This is a genomic window from Gordonia oryzae (assembly GCF_003797185.1).
GTDB lineage: Bacteria > Actinomycetota > Actinomycetes > Mycobacteriales > Mycobacteriaceae > Gordonia > Gordonia oryzae.
The window spans coordinates 57,590-72,578 of the sequence record NZ_RKMH01000007.1 but is presented as its reverse complement, the minus strand read 5'-3'; the positions used below and the strand labels follow the sequence as shown (position 1 = coordinate 72,578).

Here is a 14,989-nt window from a genome sequence, read left to right as displayed (position 1 = left end):
CCGTGCTGATGTGCGGCGCGGGTGGCTGACGGATGACGTTCGCGGAGTACGCAGCTCGTCGAGTTGTGGCGCGAGCACGACGTCGGCACGCGAGCCTCAGACGACGTCAAGCGACTCCTGCGCCCCGACCTGGGCTCGATCGAGGTGCATATCGGACGCGCCTCGAACCGGACCGCGCACGCCCTGCTCGTGTACACCGCGATACTCGGAGGCGAGAGCCGCGAGACACTGGAGATGCTCTCGGCGGTCACGACCTGAGATGCGCACGCGCCGCAGTGCTGCTGACCAGTTCCGACGGGCTTGAGCCCGATGCCTCGCCGGCGACCGAGGCGAGTTCCTCACCCACCGACAGACGTGGCTCCGATGTGTCTGTTGCATCAGCGGTGTCAACGGTCGTGGGCTTGGCGCCGGTGAACAGTGAGGCGATGGCGCCGAGGACGCAGCAGATGAGTGCGAAGGTGAATGCTGCGGTGAGGCCGTCGGAGAAGGGGTCGCTGATCAGATGGGGGAAGAAGTTGAGGCCGGTGAGGTGATCGGTGCTGGTTTGGGGGAGCCCTTGAAGCGCTTGGCCGGCGACTTCACGGATGGGGTTGTAGCCGAGGAATGCGGCGAACAAGATACCGACGGTGGGGATGTGGGCGATGCCGTCGGCGGCGGGTGCCGGCATGCCGTTGGCGGTGAGGCCGGAGTACATGGCGTCGGGTAGGTGGGTGGAGAGTCCGGCAATCATCAGTGAGAAGAACAGGCCGATGGACAAGACCATGGCGGAGTTTTGGAAGGTGGTCATCATGCCGGCGCCGGAGCCACGGGAGGTGACCGGTAGGGAGTTCATGACTTCGGCGCGGTTGGGGGAGGCGAACAAACCCATGCCGATGCCGTTGATGAGGAGGACGAGCGCGAACACCCAATAGGTGAAGTTCACGGGCATGGCGATGAGCGCGCCGAAGGTGCCTGCGGTAATGAGCATGCCCAGGGTGGTGAACCATTTGGTGCCCAACCGGTCCGAGAGTGCTCCCGAGACCGGTGCGCTGATGAGGAAACCGATGGTCATGGGGATCATGTAGATACCGGCCCACAGCGGGGTGCGGGAGTAGTCGTAGCCGTGTTGGGGTAGCCAGATGCCTTGCAGCCAGATGATGAGGATGAACTGAAGGCCGCCTCGGCCGATGGAGCCGGCGAGGTTGGCGAGGTTGCCGAAGGTAAATGACCGGTTCTTGAACAGGCTGAGTTCGAACAGGGGGCTCTCGACCTTGGTTTCGATGAATACGAAGGCGGCCAACACGATCACGCCGCCGATCAATCCGGCCAGCACCCAGGGGTTGGTCCAGCCCATGGCGTGGGTCTTGTAGGGCTGGATGCCGTAGGTGATGGCGATCAGGATCGCGATCAGGCCGATGGCGAAAGTGAGGTTGCCCCACCAGTCCATTGTGGCGGTCTTGCGCTCACCGAGGTCGTGCAGCTTGAGGTAGGCCCAGATGGTGCCGATGACGCTGAAGGGCACGGAGACGAGGAAGATGAAATGCCACTGGATGGGGGCGAGGATGCCGCCGATGAGGAGGCCGAGGAAGGACCCGGCGATGGCGGCGACACCGTTGATGCCCATCGCCAGTCCGCGTTGGTTGGCGGGGAAGGCGTCGGTGAGGATGGCCGAGGAGTTGGCCATGATGAAGGCGCCGCCGATGCCTTGGACGATGCGCCAGAAGATCAGCCAGAGTGCTGCTTTGCTGCCGTCGAACCAGGTGATGGCGAGGAAGATCGAGGAGATGGCGAAGATGGCGAAGCCCATGTTGTACATGCGGGCTCGGCCGAACATGTCGCCGAGGCGGCCGAAGCTGACGACGAGGACGGCGGTGACGACCAGGAAGCCCATCATCATCCACAGCAGGTAGCTGGTGTTGCTGCTGTTGAGGGGGTTGACGTTGATGCCCTTGAAGATGTCGGGCAGTGCGATGAGCACGATCGAGGAGTTGATGGTGGCAATGAGCATTCCCAACGTGGTGTTGGACAACGCAATCCATTTGTAGTGGGGGCCGAAACGTGCGGTCGGAGCCGGGTCGGCGGTCGGGATGGGGGCGGTCACTGTCGTCTCCTGCGATACCGGTGGTGGATGGTCGGGGTGCGCTGTGAGCGGGGATGAGCGGCTCGCGGCGCCGTCATCGGGGTGGAACCGAGCTCTCGGGGGTATCGGCGAGTTCGTCGCCGGAGCGCTTGGTATGAGACAGCGCGGTGTCGGTTGGGGCGGTGTCGGTTGGGGCGGTGTCGGTTAGGGCAGCGGCGAGGGCCACCACTCCTTCGGTCAGATGCGAGCGCGTTTGCGGGTCAAGGCGTTCCATCGCGGTACCGAGGATCTGGGCCTTCGTCGACCGGGCGTGGTTGATGTGCTCCGTGCCTGCCACGGTCGCTACGAGTAGTCGCGCCCGCCCGTCATCGGGGTCCGGCGCCCGCTCGACGAATCCCTGCTGCTCCAGGGAGGCGACGATGCGTGACATCGTCGGCATCGTCACCGATTCGCGATCGGCGAGTTCGGACAGGCGCAGCGGACCATGATTGATGATCGTCCACAATGCCGAGGCCACGCCCGCGCTGAGCACACCCTGGCCGCCGGAGCGCAGCGAGCGGGTGATCCGGACCAGATGGTGATAGAGAATCGCCACGTCAGGCGTGTCTGTGGCGGGCGTGACCGGCGCGATGGTCGTTTCGACGATGGTTGTGGTGTTCGGTGCTCGCGGCGACATCGGCAGGCTCCTTTCGAGACGTATGCCCCGAATATAGTTGCTTAGTGCTAAGTAAGCGAATGGTAAAGTCTGGATGCTTCGATGTGCACGTCGGGCGGACTCGGATGTGCTATGGGAATTTCCCGTCGGGCCCGTGTGCTTACGGTGGGGCGGGGCAGGATGGCGACGGATCGCACCCGATGAACCCAAGACGAATGACAACCCAACACGAAAACGAGGTGCACCGTGGCACGAGTGATCATCATCGGGGGGCATGGGAAGATCGCGCTGCGACTGGCGCGGCTGCTCACCGCACGAGGTGACGCGGTCAGCTCGGTAATACGCAACCAGGCGCACAGAGGCGACATCATCGCGACCGGAGCCGTGCCCGTCCTCGCCGACGTGGAGCACCTCGACACCGGGGCCATCGCCGAGGTGCTCGCCGGAGCCGACGTCGTCGTGTGGTCGGCAGGTGCGGGTGGCGGCGACCCCGAGCGCACCTTCGCGGTCGACCGCGATGCCGCGATTCGCTCCATCGACGCCGCAAGGGCGGCCGGTGTGCCGCGCTACATCATGGTCTCATATTTCGGTGCCGGGACCGATCACGGTGTCCCCCAGGGAGATTCGTTCTTCGCCTATGCCGAGGCCAAGGCTGCGGCTGACCGCCATCTTACGAGCACGGATCTATCCTGGACGATTCTCGGTCCAAGCCGACTCACCGACGACCCGGGTTCCGGCCGCATCGAGGTCGGGGAATTGGACACCTCCGCGGGGTCCGGAACATCAGGGTCCGCAACATCAGGGTCCGCAACATCGGGGAGCCCGACATCCAAGCGCGAGGTCAGCCGCGACAATGTCGCCGCGGTCGCTGCGGCGGTGATCGCCGATCCGGCCACCGCGAAGCGGGTCATCGAGTTCAACGACGGTGACGTCCCGATCGAGAACGCGCTGGCCTGAGCGAAATGTACTGACATGAGCGGTGTCGAGTCGGCTCTGGTGGAGATCGTCGGTGAGCGCAACGTGCTGACCGACGGCGACGCCATGTCCGGATACCTCGTTGACTGGATGGGCCGCTATAGCGGTATCGCCGACGCGGTGGTCCGGCCGCGCACCGTCGGCGAGGTGGCTGCTGTGGTGAAAGTCGCTGCCGCTGCGAAGATTCAGATCTGCATTCAGGGTGGCAACACCGGCCTCGTCGGCGGGTCGGTGCCACCGGCGACCGCAGAGGGGCGCCGACGCATCGTGCTCAGCACGGCGCGGATGACCGATCTCGACGCGGTCGACCCGATTGGACGATGTGTCGGCGCGCAGGCCGGAGCGACGATCGCCGCCATCGACGCGCATGCCGCGGTCCACGGACTGATGTTCCCGGTTGACCTCGCCTCCCGGGACAGCGCCACCGCGGGCGGTGTCGTCGCCACCAACGCCGGTGGCATCCGCATGATCCGGCACGGCAACACTCGAGCGGCGATACTCGGCATCGAGGCCGTCCGTGCCAATGGCGACATCTTGCGGCGCTGGTCACCGCTCGTGAAAGACAATGTGGGATATGACATTCCGGGACTTCTCGCCGGGAGTGAGGGCACTCTGGCCATCATCACCAGAGTGTTGTTCCGGTTGGTCAGCCCGCCGTTGGCCACCGTTGTCGTCGTCGCCGCCCTCGAGCGGGTGGCCGATGCGCTCGCCCTGATCGGGCGGGCCCGCGAGGCAGGTCTGGCGATCGAAGCGGCCGAGTTCATGACCCATGAGGGTGTCGACCTCGTCGCCGAACACGGCAGCCGACGTCCGGTCTGCGCCCCCGCTCCCTACCATCTGCTGCTTGAGGTCTCCGGTGCCGGTGACACCGAGACCGCCGTCGTCGACCTCCTCGACGACGCCGAGGGCATCGTCGACGCGGTGCTCGAGCCTGGACCCGCACGGGCGCTGTGGAAGATCCGGGAAGGCCACACCGAGGCCATCGCGCGGGCCACCACGACCCCGGTCGTCAAACTCGACGTGTCGTTCCCGATCCGGTCCCTCCCGCACGCCATCGCCGAATTGCAGGACTTGCCTGGTCATCTCGACGTCGCCTGCCGCCCCATCCTCTTCGGGCATGTCGGCGACGGCAACATCCACGTGAACCTCCTCGATGTCCCGGCCGAGGCGGCCGACACCGTCACCGAAGCGGTCTTCGGCGTCGTCGACAGGCTTGACGGCAGCATCAGCGCCGAACACGGGATTGGCCGGGCGAAGACGGCGTGGACCCGACTCGGTCGTTCGCCGATCGACCTGGCTACGATGCGCGTCGTCAAGGACGCCCTCGATCCGCAGGGGTTGCTCAATCCCGGAGTGCTCTTCGGCTGAATGGAGCCGCGTCTGACGACCACGTCACAAGACGATCACGGTGATCGTGACCCTGGTCGTGCGGAGCACCATCCCTACCGTGGAGCACTCGTGAGTGCCACCCCGACCGCGGTGGCGGCTGGTGGTGGGGTTCGGCGGGCTACCTGGTGGCCACCGGACTGATCGGCGGTGCCGCGACGGCGGCGATCTGGCAGCGCGACCTGCACCTCTGAGGAGTCAGGCGGCTCACAATGCCGCTCGCACGTCAGCCGCGGCGCCCGGATGCGAGTGCGTCGGGTAGTCGAAGGAGATCGCGTTGTCGTGTTCGGCGACCGAGGTCGCCGCAGAGCAGTCGGTGAGCGTGATCATCCGATATCCGTGGTCGTACGCCGAGCGCATTGTCGATTCCGCACAGTGGTTGTCGCGGAGTCCGGCGAGGGTTGCCGTCTCGATTCCCTTGCTGCGCCGAATGAAATCGGCGTCTGTGGAGGCGCAGGTGTTGAGTCCGTGCTTGCCCTCGATGAAGATGTCGCCGTTGGCGGGTGCCACATCGTGGACAATCTGTGCACCCAGGTGCCCTTCCCGACAGCGTTGCCGCCGACGGCGCCCTTGACGAGGCTGTACGGGTGTGGCGTGAGTTCGCCGCAGCCGGGAGCGAAGGTGACCGGGTCGTGCATGATCGTCACCCCGGCCAGCAGGCGTCGGCGAGGTGGTGTTGGTGCGCATGCTGGTCTTGTCCATCACCTCGGCGACCGCGTCGTGCAGCACACCGCCGTCGGAGGTGAACTCCTTCGGAACCCCGATGAGGAGGAAAGCGGTGGTGGCGGGATCGAGGGTGCGTGTGTCGGACATGGGATTGCGCACTCCCGGCAGTACATGCTGCCCGCGAATTGCTCAGGTGGGCTACGCCACGGTCGATTCACGTCCTCGGTGCCGTCCTCGGCATTCCGAGCGCCACGACCCCGACGATGAGACGATGCAGTCGTGACCGATTCGGTAGGGCAACGATTGGCCGAGCTGGCGCACCGCGCCGGGGTGGCGACCAGCTATGTGGGATGGGACTCCGCCGAGCACGAGGTGAGTGCGGCGACCCTTCGCGCTGTGCTGGCGGCGATGGGTATCGCCGCTGAGACCGATGTGGAGATCGACGCCGCCCTCGCCGACGCCGAGATCGCCGACTGGCGCGCGTTGGTCCCGCCGGTCACCGTGGTCACCGAGGGTGACGCGGCGGTGTTCTGGGTCCATGTTCCCCACGGCAATCCGGTGGATGTCGAGGTCACCACCGAAGCCGGAGACCGGCTGCGCCCAGTACAACTCGACGTGTGGTGGGAACCGCGCCCCGTCGACGGAGTGCTCACCGGACGGGCGAGTTTCGCAGTCCCGGAAGAACTCTCGCCGGGATATCACATGATTTCGGTCACCGACGAGATCAGGGCCGCCACGGCGTCGGCGCCATTGATCGTGACTCCCCGGCGCCTGGGAACCGCCGACGCGCTGCGCGGTGAACAGCGGTGGGGGACGGCGCTGCAGCTGTATTCGGTGCGCTCCGCACGGTCCTGGGGAGTCGGCGACTTCGCCGACCTCGCCGAGATCGCGGCCGAGACGGCCAGCACCTATGGTGCCGACTTCGTCCAGGTGAACCCGCTGCACGCGGCGCAGCCGCAGCCGCCGATCGAGAACTCGCCGTATCTGCCGGTGACCCGCCGATTCATCAATCCTCTCTACATCGCGATCACCCACATCGCGGAGTACGTCGACCTGCCCAAGGCCGATCGCAAACGTGTCGACGCGCTCGCCAAGAGCTTCGTCGCCGACGACGTCTCGACGAAGAAGATCAAGCGCAACAAGGCCTTCCGCGCAAAGCTGGCCGCGTTGGAGCTGATTCACGCGGTCCCGCTGCGAGCGGCGCGGGCCGCAACATATAGGCAATTCCGTCGTCGTGAGGGCGCCGGCCTGCGCGATTTCGCCACGTGGTGCGCGCTGGTCGAGGCCTACGGCCGCAACAGTCCGGCGTGGGCCGACAAACTCGGTGATCCGGCCTTTGTCGAGACCGAGCGGCGCCGACTGGCCGGACGTATCGAGTTCCACATGTGGCTGCAATGGATCTGCGACGAACAGCTCGCCCGGGCCCAGCACGCCGCGCTGGCGGCGGGAATGCGCATCGGCATCATCGCCGACCTCGCCGTCGGAGTGGGTCGCGACAGTGCCGACGTGTGGTCGCTCGGCGAGGTTCTCGCCACTGGCGCGACGGTCGGCGCACCGCCGGACGGATTCAACCAGCAAGGCCAGAACTGGAATCAGCCACCGTGGCATCCGCGGCGACTCGCCGAGTCGGGATATGCGGCCTATCGCGACATGCTGCGGACCGTCCTGCGCCACGCCGGTGGTCTGCGTGTCGACCACATTCTCGGTCTGTTCCGGCTGTGGTGGATACCCGAGGGACGATCCGCGGACGAGGGCACCTACGTGCGCTACGACCACGACGCGTTGATCGGGATCCTCGCGCTGGAGGCACAACGCGCCGGTGCGGTGGTCATCGGTGAAGACCTCGGCGTGTTCGAGAACACGGTGCAGGACACGCTGGCCGCGCGGGGCATCCTCGGCTGCTCGATCCTGTGGTTCGAGCACGGCGAGTACGCGCCCATCCCGCCGGAGGAGTATCGAGAGCTGTGTCTGACCTCGGTCACCACCCACGATCTGCCGCCGACGGTCGGCTACCTCGCCGGCGACCACATCACGTTGCGGGCCGAACTCGGATTGCTCACCGAGAGCGAAGACGACGACCGTGCCCGTGAAGAACGCGACCGCGACGCGATCCTCGCGCTGGCGATCGAGCGTGGCCTGTGGTCACCGCACATCCCGCTGACCGATCCGCGGACGATCAACGCGCTCTACCAACTGATCGCGGCGAGTCCATCGATACTGCTGGGGGTGTCGCTGGTGGACGCTGTCGGCGAGCGGCGCATCCAGAACCAGCCCGGTACCGACGGCCATCAGTACCCGAACTGGTGTATCCCCCTCGCCGACGACGAGCTTCGTCCGGTGCTCGTCGAGGACCTGCCGTCGAACGCGCGGTTCGCCGCGCTGGTAGCCGCCCTCGAGGACGCGGGTGTCGGGGGCGGGTCTCGTGAGGACGACGACTGCCTGCGATGAAGGTGTGTCCCGGAGTCAGACTAGGACGTCGCCGAGTCCCCACCGGCCGATCGGCCCCGGCGCAACGCGACGGCGATGAGGACCATCGCGACCGCACACAACACCCCGACTCCGATGTCGAAGGCGATCCCGGCGGTCACCAGACCCCAGTGCGCCGCGGCGATGCCCTGCCCGATGATCGGGACCGACAGTGCGATGTAGGCGACGACGAAATAGGTGGACGTCACCTCCGCGCGCCGGTCGGCTGGGCTCGCCGCGACCACCGCCGCCATTCCCTTGCTGAACGAGATGCCTTGTCCGGCCCCGGCTATCACCGCGCCGACGATCATCAGGGTCAGCGACGCCGCCGCCAGTGACCAGGCCAGGACAGCCACTCCGACGACGAGCGTTGCGCACCCGGCGATCAATGCCGTGGCGGTAGGCGCGTGGCGCCCGAGGATCTGGATGGTCGCCGACGACGCGAGCAGGACCGCGACGAGTGCCCCAGCCGCGGCATGGTTGTCGATGCCGATCACCGTGGCCAGAAATGACGGCGCCACCGCGGTGAAGGTGCCCAGGACCGCGAACCCGGCGAAGGCGGCGATCGCCGGCCCGGTGAACACCTCGCGCACCTGCGGTGGCACCGATAGCCGTTGCACGCTCAGCCGAGCCCCTGGCCGCAGATGTGCGGGTTCGGCGACGAACCAGATCGCCACCCCGACCACGGCGAGTGCCACCAGGTCGACCAGGAAGACGGTGTGCAGGGGCGCGGGGACGTACTGCGCGAGAATGCCCGCCACCAGTGGGCCGAGTCCCAGCCCGCCCATGTTCGCGGCGGTGGCGATCGCCGGAGCGCGTGACTGCCAGGATCGCGGGGCCAGTTCGATCACCGCTGCCGTGGCGGTGCCGGTGTAGATACCCGCCGAGAGCCCCGAGATGACGCGCCCGGCCAGGAGTTCGGCGAGCCCGCCCGAAGTCACGAAGACAACGGCACTGATCGCGGAGATGACGACGCCCCCGAGTAACAGCGGCCGTCGGCCGATGACGTCAGACCAGCGGCCGAACACAATGAGCGCCGCACTGACCCCGGCCGCGTAGACGGCGAAGATCACCGTCGTGGTCGTGACGCCGAAGCTCAGTTCGGCGCCATAGATCGCATAGAGCGGCGTCGGCAGCGTGGTGCCCATCATCACCGTCGCGAACGCGGCGACGGCGGCCGCGAACGCCGACCCAGCTCCGAGTGTGCGGCGCGTCGGGAGACGTGGATCTCCTCCGCCGCGACCGGGAGTCGGTGTGTGGGAAGCCATGACGATCCACAGCGTATCCCCGATGGCGTGCGCACACCGGCGTGATGCGCGGCGGCCGGCGGACCGGAGTATCGGCTGGGCGAACCATCGGTGCACTACCGTCGTGGCATGGCGCCCGTCGATCCCAGAATCCTCGTCACCACCTCCCGGATGCCCTTCGCCGTCGACGAGATCCACAAACTGGGGGAGACAGGCCGGTTCGTCGTCGCGACCGACACCTTCCGATCGGCCCCGGGTAGTCATTCGCGTGGCGCGAGCACACACAGGGTGGTGCCTGCCCCCACCCAGGAAACCCAGGCCTATGTCGACGCCATCGCGGGGATGATCGGCTCCGAGCGGATCAACTGGCTGCTGCCGATGTTCGAGGAGGTCTTCTATCTCGCCAAGCATCGCGATCAACTCGCCGACGGCCGGGACGTCGAATTGTTCTTCCCCGACTTCGACACCCTGCGCATGGTGCACGACAAGGTCGGCTTCTTCGAGCTGTGCGCACGGCTGGGCCTACCCGTCGCCGAGACGATCACCGCGACGAGTCCGGCACAACTGCGCGCCGCGGCCGGCCGCTGGGATCACTGGTTCGCTCGGGCGGCCTTCGGGCGCGGCGGTCTCGACATCGCCACCAACACCGGACCGCTTGCCGACGAGACCGAACTTGACGACATCACGCCCACCCCCGAGAATCCCTGGCTGGTCCAGGAATTCCTGTCCGGCGTCGACCGCTGTAGCTGGAGTGTGGTCCACCACGGCGAGGTCGTCTTGCACTCCTGTTATGAACACCCGCTCGCGATCGACAACCGCGGGGGTGTGGTGTTTCGGTCGGTGGATTCGCCGCAGTCGCTGGAGACCGCGCAACGCATTGCGCGCGAACTGAATTGGCACGGACAACTGAGTTTCGACTACCTGATGACCGACGACGGGGTGCACCACATGGTCGAATGCAACCCGCGCCCGACCGCCGGGTGCACGCTGGCCACCGCCGAGGAGTTCGACACCGCGCTGTTCGATCCCGGTGAGCTGGTCGTCGTGCCCGAGGGCCGCAAGACGATGATCCGGGCCGCAGTCATCCGTGATGCCCTCCTGCACCCGACTCGTGCCCGTGCGGACCTGCGCGCCTCGCGCGGCGCGAAGGGCGTGTATGAGCAGCGCAAAGATCATCTGCCGCTGCTGTATTCGGTGTTGTCGCTGCAGCATGTGCTGGCGTATCGCAAGCAGCTCGGCATCCATCGGGTCAAGGGCGAGACCCTGGTGGCCACCCAGTTCTTCGACGTGCTCTACGACGGGTCGCCGATCGCCCGACTGCTCCCGTGGTGATGTGGGTTACTGTGAAATCTGGTAACAGGTAGTGGTCGCGTGGCTTCCTCGGACTCGTGACCTCTCGAAGGAGGACGCATGCGATTGGATCACGAGGTGATCATCGTGGGCGCCGGATTCGGCGGGCTCGGGGCGGCCATCGAATTGCGGCGTCTCGGCATTGACGACCTCGCAATCCTCGAACGCGAGGACGACCTCGGTGGTACCTGGCATGTGAACCACTACCCGGGCCTGGCCGTCGACATCGCCTCGGTGACCTACTCGTACTCGTTCGCGCCGAACCCCTACTGGTCGCGATTGTTCGCGCCGGGGTCCGAACTCAAACGCTACGCGGCCCGCGTCGCCGACACTTACGATCTCACGCGGCACATGGAGTTCGGTGTGAGTGTCGAGTCCGCCGAATGGGATGAGTGGCAACAGTTCTGGGTGGTGCATACCGGTGACGGCACGGTGCGCACATGCCGCTATCTGGTGACCGCCACCGGCTTTCTCTCCCAACCTCACATACCCGACTTCCCGGGCATCGGCTCCTTTGAGGGCACGGTCCTGCACACCGCCGACTGGGACGACTCCGCCGACCTCACCGACAAGCGCATCGCGGTGATCGGAACCGGTGCGACCGCGGTGCAATTGATTCCCGAGGTGGCGCGCGTCGCACGCCACCTGACGGTCTTTCAGCGCACTGCCATCTGGGTGGTGCCCAAGCTCGACATGGCGATTCCGAAGCCGGTACAGCAGTTGTTCGCCCGAGTGCCCCTGATCCAGCGCGTGGCGCGCCTGGTGAACACGGCAGTGCTGGAACTGCTCATGGTGGTCGGTGTGCTGCACTTCCGCCAGGCCAAACTGGGCAATAAGGGTGCCGCTTTGCTGGCGCGGGCGCATCTGCGTGCGCAGGTCCCCGACGCGGCGTTGCGCCGGGCGCTGACCCCCGACTACGACTTCGGATGCAAGCGACCGACGTTCTCCAACAGCTACTTCCGGTCGTTCGTTCGCGACAATGTCACCCTCGAGACGACTGGGATCGGCCACCTGGAACCCGACGCAATCGTCGCGGGTGACGGTCGGCGCATCGAGATCGACACCATCGTCCTCGCCACCGGATTCGATCTGTGGGACAGCAACTTTCCCGCCTTCCCGGTTCTGGGGCGCGATGGTGTGGAACTCGGGCTCTGGTGGCGGACCCACCGGTTCCAGGCCTACCAGGGGCTGACGATGCCGAAATTTCCGAATCTGTTGTCGCTCAACAGTCCCTACTCCTACAGCGGGTTGTCGTACTTCACCACCATCGAAGGCCAGATGATCCACATCGGGCGGCTCTTCGGCGAGCTCAAACGACGCGGGGCGACGACCTTCGAGGTCACCGAGCAGGCAAATGCGCAGTTCCTCGACGAGGTCACCGACAAACTCGATTCGTCGGTCTTCTACCGCGGCGACTGCGCGAGTGCGCGCAGCTACTACTTCAATCACCAGGGCGAGGCGGCGCTGCTGCGCCCCACCTCGACGTTGACCACCCTGCGAGAGATGGGGAGATTCCCGCTCGACGACTACGAGTACCGGATGGCGCCTACTGCCTGAGCATGCGTGCGGGTGTGTCGCATCGACCTGCATATCTGTGAGGGCGGTCTGGCGGTCCAGCGGGTCCGGGGGGACCTCGGTTCACGAGGTGGTCGGCGGGGCCGTCGGACTCGACGCCGGCGCAACGGGATACGCGGTCGGCGACCGCGTGTGCGTCGCCTGGATTCACCACACCGACAGCACCTGCGGCCACCGTGCGCGCGGCGCCCAGAGAAGCTCTGCCCGAATGAGACCTTCACCGGCTGTGGCATCGACGGCGGCCTCGCCGATTTCGCTATCGCATCGGCCGATTTCGCCTATCGCCTGCCCGGCGGCATCGACGACGTGCCTTCGCCTGCTGCTGCGTGCCGGAATCATCGTCTGCCGCTCGTTGATCGGGACGTCCCTGCCGCCTGGAGGTCGGATGGGGCTCTACGGGTGCGGTGGCAAGGCACAGCTCGCCGCGCAGATCGCCATCGCGCAGGGTGCGCGGGTGCCGACGACGCCCCCGCCCGAGCCGCTCGAACTGCCCGCCGCGATCACCTTCGACCCGTGGGTGAACTCGTGCCGGTGGCGATGCTGGCCCTCGACCTCGGCGCGATGATCTCCATCGCCGGTAGTCGTCACCACGGCGGCATCCGCGCTCTCGACTACGATCGAGAGCTGCTCTACGAGAGGGAGATCCGCTCGGTGACAGCCGGCGGTCGCGAATTCCTGCGGCTGGTCGAGGAGTACGGGATCACCGCCACCGCCCCCACCCGCCCGCTGTCGCGGGCCGACGCGGACCTCGCCGACCTGAAGGCCGGATCCTTCGACGGCTCGGCAGTACTGGTCCCCGACAACCGACCCATCGGGCGCGGCCGCGGCCTCACACCGGGTTCACGAGGTCAGGAGAATTGTTGGCCACCCGGTTCACCAGCGGTGACACTTCACGAATCGTGATCGCGGCCGCGACGCCTGCACTCGGCGGCGCGAAGAGCGTATCCGGCGCACGGTGGTCGGGATCGAGCCACGCGTCCCAGTTGTCGTAGGGCATGATCAGCGGCATCCGATCATGCACTTGGCGCAGATCGCCGACGGCGTCGGTGGTCAGGATCGAACAGCTCAACAGCGGCGGCGACGCCTCCTTGGTACGGTCGTGCCACACGGACCAGAGGCCGGCCACGAACAACCGGGTTCCGTCGACCGGTGACATGAAGAAGGGCACCTTCGTCGGCTTGCCCTTGGAGTCGGGTGGGCCCTTCTTCCACTCGTACCAACCGTCCATCGGGATCAGGCAGCGTCGCGACGTCACCGACGCCCGGAACGAACTCTTCTCCCCGGCCGTTTCGGCGCGGGCATTGAACAGTAGCGGACCCTTGCCGACCTCCTTGGCCCACGCGGGGACGAGCCCCCACCGCATGGCCCGCACACGCAGTCGCGGGTCGTCGTCGGGATTGTCGTGGTCGTGACGTGTGACGACGGTCATCACCGTCGTGGTCGGCGCGACGTTGTAATTGGGCCCCGGTGACCCCGGTATGCCCGCCGTGCCGTCCAACGGAACCGGCACCTCGTTCACCGCGTCGATCTCGGCAGCGAGCTTCGCGGGGTCCGTGGTCACCGCATAACGTCCGCACATGACGTCATGTCTACCGCAGTGAGCCGGGGCTCGGGCGGCAGCGACCGTCAGAGGGTGGCGCAGATGTCGGCGGTCGTCGCCGAGGTGATCGCGATCAGATCCGCGGGGGCCATCTCCACCTCGAGCCCCCGGCGTCCGGCACTGCACCACACGTGCGGCCACCGCAGAACCGACTCGTCGACGACGGTCGGCAGGGTGGTGCGCTGGCCGATGGGGGAGACCCCGCCGAGGACATACCCCGTGCTCCGGGTGACCGCCTTGGCGTCGGCCATCACCGCGCGTCCGGCGTCGAGCGCGGTGGCCGCGGCTTTCAGCGACAACGAGCGCGGCACCGGCACGACGGCCACGGCGAGACCCGAGCGCGTGCCGGATAACTCGATCACCAACGTTTTGAGGATCTGCTCGGCATTCACCCCGAAGGCCGCTCCGAGCACGTCGACGGCCTCGGCGCCGTAGGCGGTGGTTCGCGGGTCGTGGCGGTAGCGGTGCACGCGATGCGGTGTCGACCGCGCGGTGAGCGCGGCGATGGCAGGGGTGGCGGCCACACCGATGTCCTCTCGCTGCAACATTTCGGTGGCGTCCACGATGTCGTGGACGCCGCTGTCAAGGCAAATCGTAGCGAGCCGATGTCGCTTGCCGGGGGGCTCAGGATGTGGTGGCGCTTGCGCCCTGGGTGTTTTCGGGTTGTTCGAGGAGTGCCAAGGATAGGAATGAATCGCCCCGTCTGTGTCGGAAGTCCGGTGAGGTGATTCCGGGGGATCCGTCCGGTAGCGACCACGACCAGACCCTCCCCATACCTCCAAGGGTCGATTCCATCACCCACACGGTGGCGGGCCTGAGGTAACTCGCCGTCGCTGAGAACGTGGACGACAGATATGGGGTGCTCCTGGCGGTCATACTCGTGCTGACCGCGAACTTGCCAGCGGTCTCGACCCTGGCCGTGCGCCGCAACAGGCACGACACCTCCACCGGCTGTATCCGCCGGTGGAGGTGTGGTCCTCACGAGGCGCCGACCCCCAACCCCATCATTT

At 66.6% G+C, this 14,989-nt stretch carries 14 protein-coding genes; 8 read left to right on the top strand and 6 right to left on the bottom strand.

All coding sequences use genetic code 11. The annotated features are described in order from the left end of the window. Positions 1 to 63: 63 nt before the first annotated feature. Positions 64 to 258 (top strand): hypothetical protein, encoded by a 195-nt coding sequence (locus EF294_RS10445; protein WP_123929238.1) that lies wholly within the window; start codon positions 64 to 66, stop codon positions 256 to 258. Here the strand turns inward: EF294_RS10445 and EF294_RS10440 are convergent. Both EF294_RS10440 and EF294_RS10435 read right to left on the bottom strand, forming a co-directional pair. Next, complete coding sequence (locus tag EF294_RS10440; RefSeq protein ID WP_123929235.1) at positions 248 to 2,080, bottom strand: MFS transporter; 1,833 nt, start codon at positions 2,078 to 2,080, stop codon at positions 248 to 250. The genes EF294_RS10445 and EF294_RS10440 overlap by 11 nt on opposite strands. A gap of 73 nt (positions 2,081 to 2,153) precedes the next feature. Then, complete coding sequence (locus EF294_RS10435) at positions 2,154 to 2,735, bottom strand: MarR family winged helix-turn-helix transcriptional regulator (RefSeq protein ID WP_123929232.1); 582 nt, start codon at positions 2,733 to 2,735, stop codon at positions 2,154 to 2,156. Between the two features lie 225 nt (positions 2,736 to 2,960). Between EF294_RS10435 and EF294_RS10430 the strand changes: the two genes are divergently transcribed. Continuing rightward, entirely contained in the window at positions 2,961 to 3,671 is a 711-nt protein-coding gene (locus tag EF294_RS10430; protein WP_123929228.1) for an NAD(P)H-binding protein, read from the top strand. A gap of 15 nt (positions 3,672 to 3,686) precedes the next feature. Beyond that, on the top strand, positions 3,687 to 5,057 hold the full coding sequence (locus EF294_RS10425) for an FAD-binding oxidoreductase (RefSeq protein WP_123929225.1): 1,371 nt from the start codon (positions 3,687 to 3,689) through the stop codon (positions 5,055 to 5,057). A 225-nt stretch (positions 5,058 to 5,282) separates the two neighbouring features. On the opposite strand, the gene EF294_RS10420 is transcribed toward EF294_RS10425, so the two are convergent. Next, positions 5,283 to 5,888 carry a cysteine hydrolase family protein gene (locus EF294_RS10420; protein WP_123929221.1) on the bottom strand — a complete coding sequence of 202 codons (606 nt, stop codon included), beginning with the start codon at positions 5,886 to 5,888 and terminating at the stop codon, positions 5,283 to 5,285. Positions 5,889 to 6,020: 132 nt separating this feature from the next. Here EF294_RS10420 and malQ point away from each other — a divergent pair, with 132 nt between their 5' ends. Then, positions 6,021 to 8,189: a 4-alpha-glucanotransferase gene (gene malQ / locus EF294_RS10415; RefSeq protein ID WP_123929218.1), complete on the top strand. Its 2,169-nt coding sequence runs from the start codon at positions 6,021 to 6,023 to the stop codon at positions 8,187 to 8,189. A gap of 20 nt (positions 8,190 to 8,209) precedes the next feature. On the opposite strand, the gene EF294_RS10410 is transcribed toward malQ, so the two are convergent. Continuing rightward, the gene (locus tag EF294_RS10410; RefSeq protein ID WP_123929214.1) at positions 8,210 to 9,475 is read right to left on the bottom strand and encodes an MFS transporter; all 1,266 of its coding nucleotides are present in this window, start codon (positions 9,473 to 9,475) and stop codon (positions 8,210 to 8,212) included. A 108-nt stretch (positions 9,476 to 9,583) separates the two neighbouring features. On the opposite strand from EF294_RS10410, the gene EF294_RS10405 reads away from it, so the two are divergent. The 4 genes from EF294_RS10405 to EF294_RS22040 all read left to right on the top strand — a co-directional run bounded on the left by EF294_RS10405 (position 9,584) and on the right by EF294_RS22040 (position 13,282). After that, the gene (locus EF294_RS10405; protein WP_123929211.1) at positions 9,584 to 10,786 is read left to right on the top strand and encodes an ATP-grasp domain-containing protein; all 1,203 of its coding nucleotides are present in this window, start codon (positions 9,584 to 9,586) and stop codon (positions 10,784 to 10,786) included. 78 nt (positions 10,787 to 10,864) lie between these two features. Then, a complete protein-coding gene (locus tag EF294_RS10400) occupies positions 10,865 to 12,361 on the top strand; it encodes a flavin-containing monooxygenase (protein ID WP_123929208.1) in 1,497 nt (498 codons plus the stop codon). Between the two features lie 226 nt (positions 12,362 to 12,587). Next, positions 12,588 to 12,944 (top strand): hypothetical protein, encoded by a 357-nt coding sequence (locus tag EF294_RS22045; RefSeq protein WP_246007800.1) that lies wholly within the window; start codon positions 12,588 to 12,590, stop codon positions 12,942 to 12,944. Beyond that, positions 12,893 to 13,282, top strand: a complete 390-nt coding sequence (locus EF294_RS22040) for an MDR/zinc-dependent alcohol dehydrogenase-like family protein (RefSeq protein ID WP_246007799.1) — start codon at positions 12,893 to 12,895, stop codon at positions 13,280 to 13,282. Before EF294_RS22045 ends, EF294_RS22040 begins: the two co-directional genes overlap by 52 nt. Here the strand turns inward: EF294_RS22040 and EF294_RS10390 are convergent. Both EF294_RS10390 and EF294_RS10385 read right to left on the bottom strand, forming a co-directional pair. After that, positions 13,209 to 13,958 carry an SOS response-associated peptidase gene (locus EF294_RS10390; RefSeq protein ID WP_123929205.1) on the bottom strand — a complete coding sequence of 250 codons (750 nt, stop codon included), beginning with the start codon at positions 13,956 to 13,958 and terminating at the stop codon, positions 13,209 to 13,211. The genes EF294_RS22040 and EF294_RS10390 overlap by 74 nt on opposite strands. A gap of 47 nt (positions 13,959 to 14,005) precedes the next feature. Beyond that, entirely contained in the window at positions 14,006 to 14,503 is a 498-nt protein-coding gene (locus tag EF294_RS10385) for an aminoacyl-tRNA deacylase (protein ID WP_123929620.1), read from the bottom strand. Between the last annotated feature and the right edge of the window lie 486 nt (positions 14,504 to 14,989).

Excerpts from the sequence above, each read along its gene's own strand:
- EF294_RS10425 (WP_123929225.1), top strand. The coding sequence starts at position 3,687 with ATGAGCGGTGTCGAGTCGGCTCTGGTGGAGATCGTCGGTGAGCGCAAC.
- EF294_RS10405 (WP_123929211.1), top strand. The coding sequence starts at position 9,584 with ATGGCGCCCGTCGATCCCAGAATCCTCGTCACCACCTCCCGGATGCCC.
- EF294_RS10410 (WP_123929214.1), bottom strand. The coding sequence starts at position 9,475 with ATGGCTTCCCACACACCGACTCCCGGTCGCGGCGGAGGAGATCCACGT.
- EF294_RS22045 (WP_246007800.1), top strand. The coding sequence starts at position 12,588 with ATGAGACCTTCACCGGCTGTGGCATCGACGGCGGCCTCGCCGATTTCG.
- EF294_RS10420 (WP_123929221.1), bottom strand. The coding sequence starts at position 5,888 with ATGTCCGACACACGCACCCTCGATCCCGCCACCACCGCTTTCCTCCTC.
- EF294_RS10435 (WP_123929232.1), bottom strand. The coding sequence starts at position 2,735 with ATGTCGCCGCGAGCACCGAACACCACAACCATCGTCGAAACGACCATC.
- EF294_RS10400 (WP_123929208.1), top strand. The coding sequence starts at position 10,865 with ATGCGATTGGATCACGAGGTGATCATCGTGGGCGCCGGATTCGGCGGG.
- EF294_RS10390 (WP_123929205.1), bottom strand. The coding sequence starts at position 13,958 with ATGTGCGGACGTTATGCGGTGACCACGGACCCCGCGAAGCTCGCTGCC.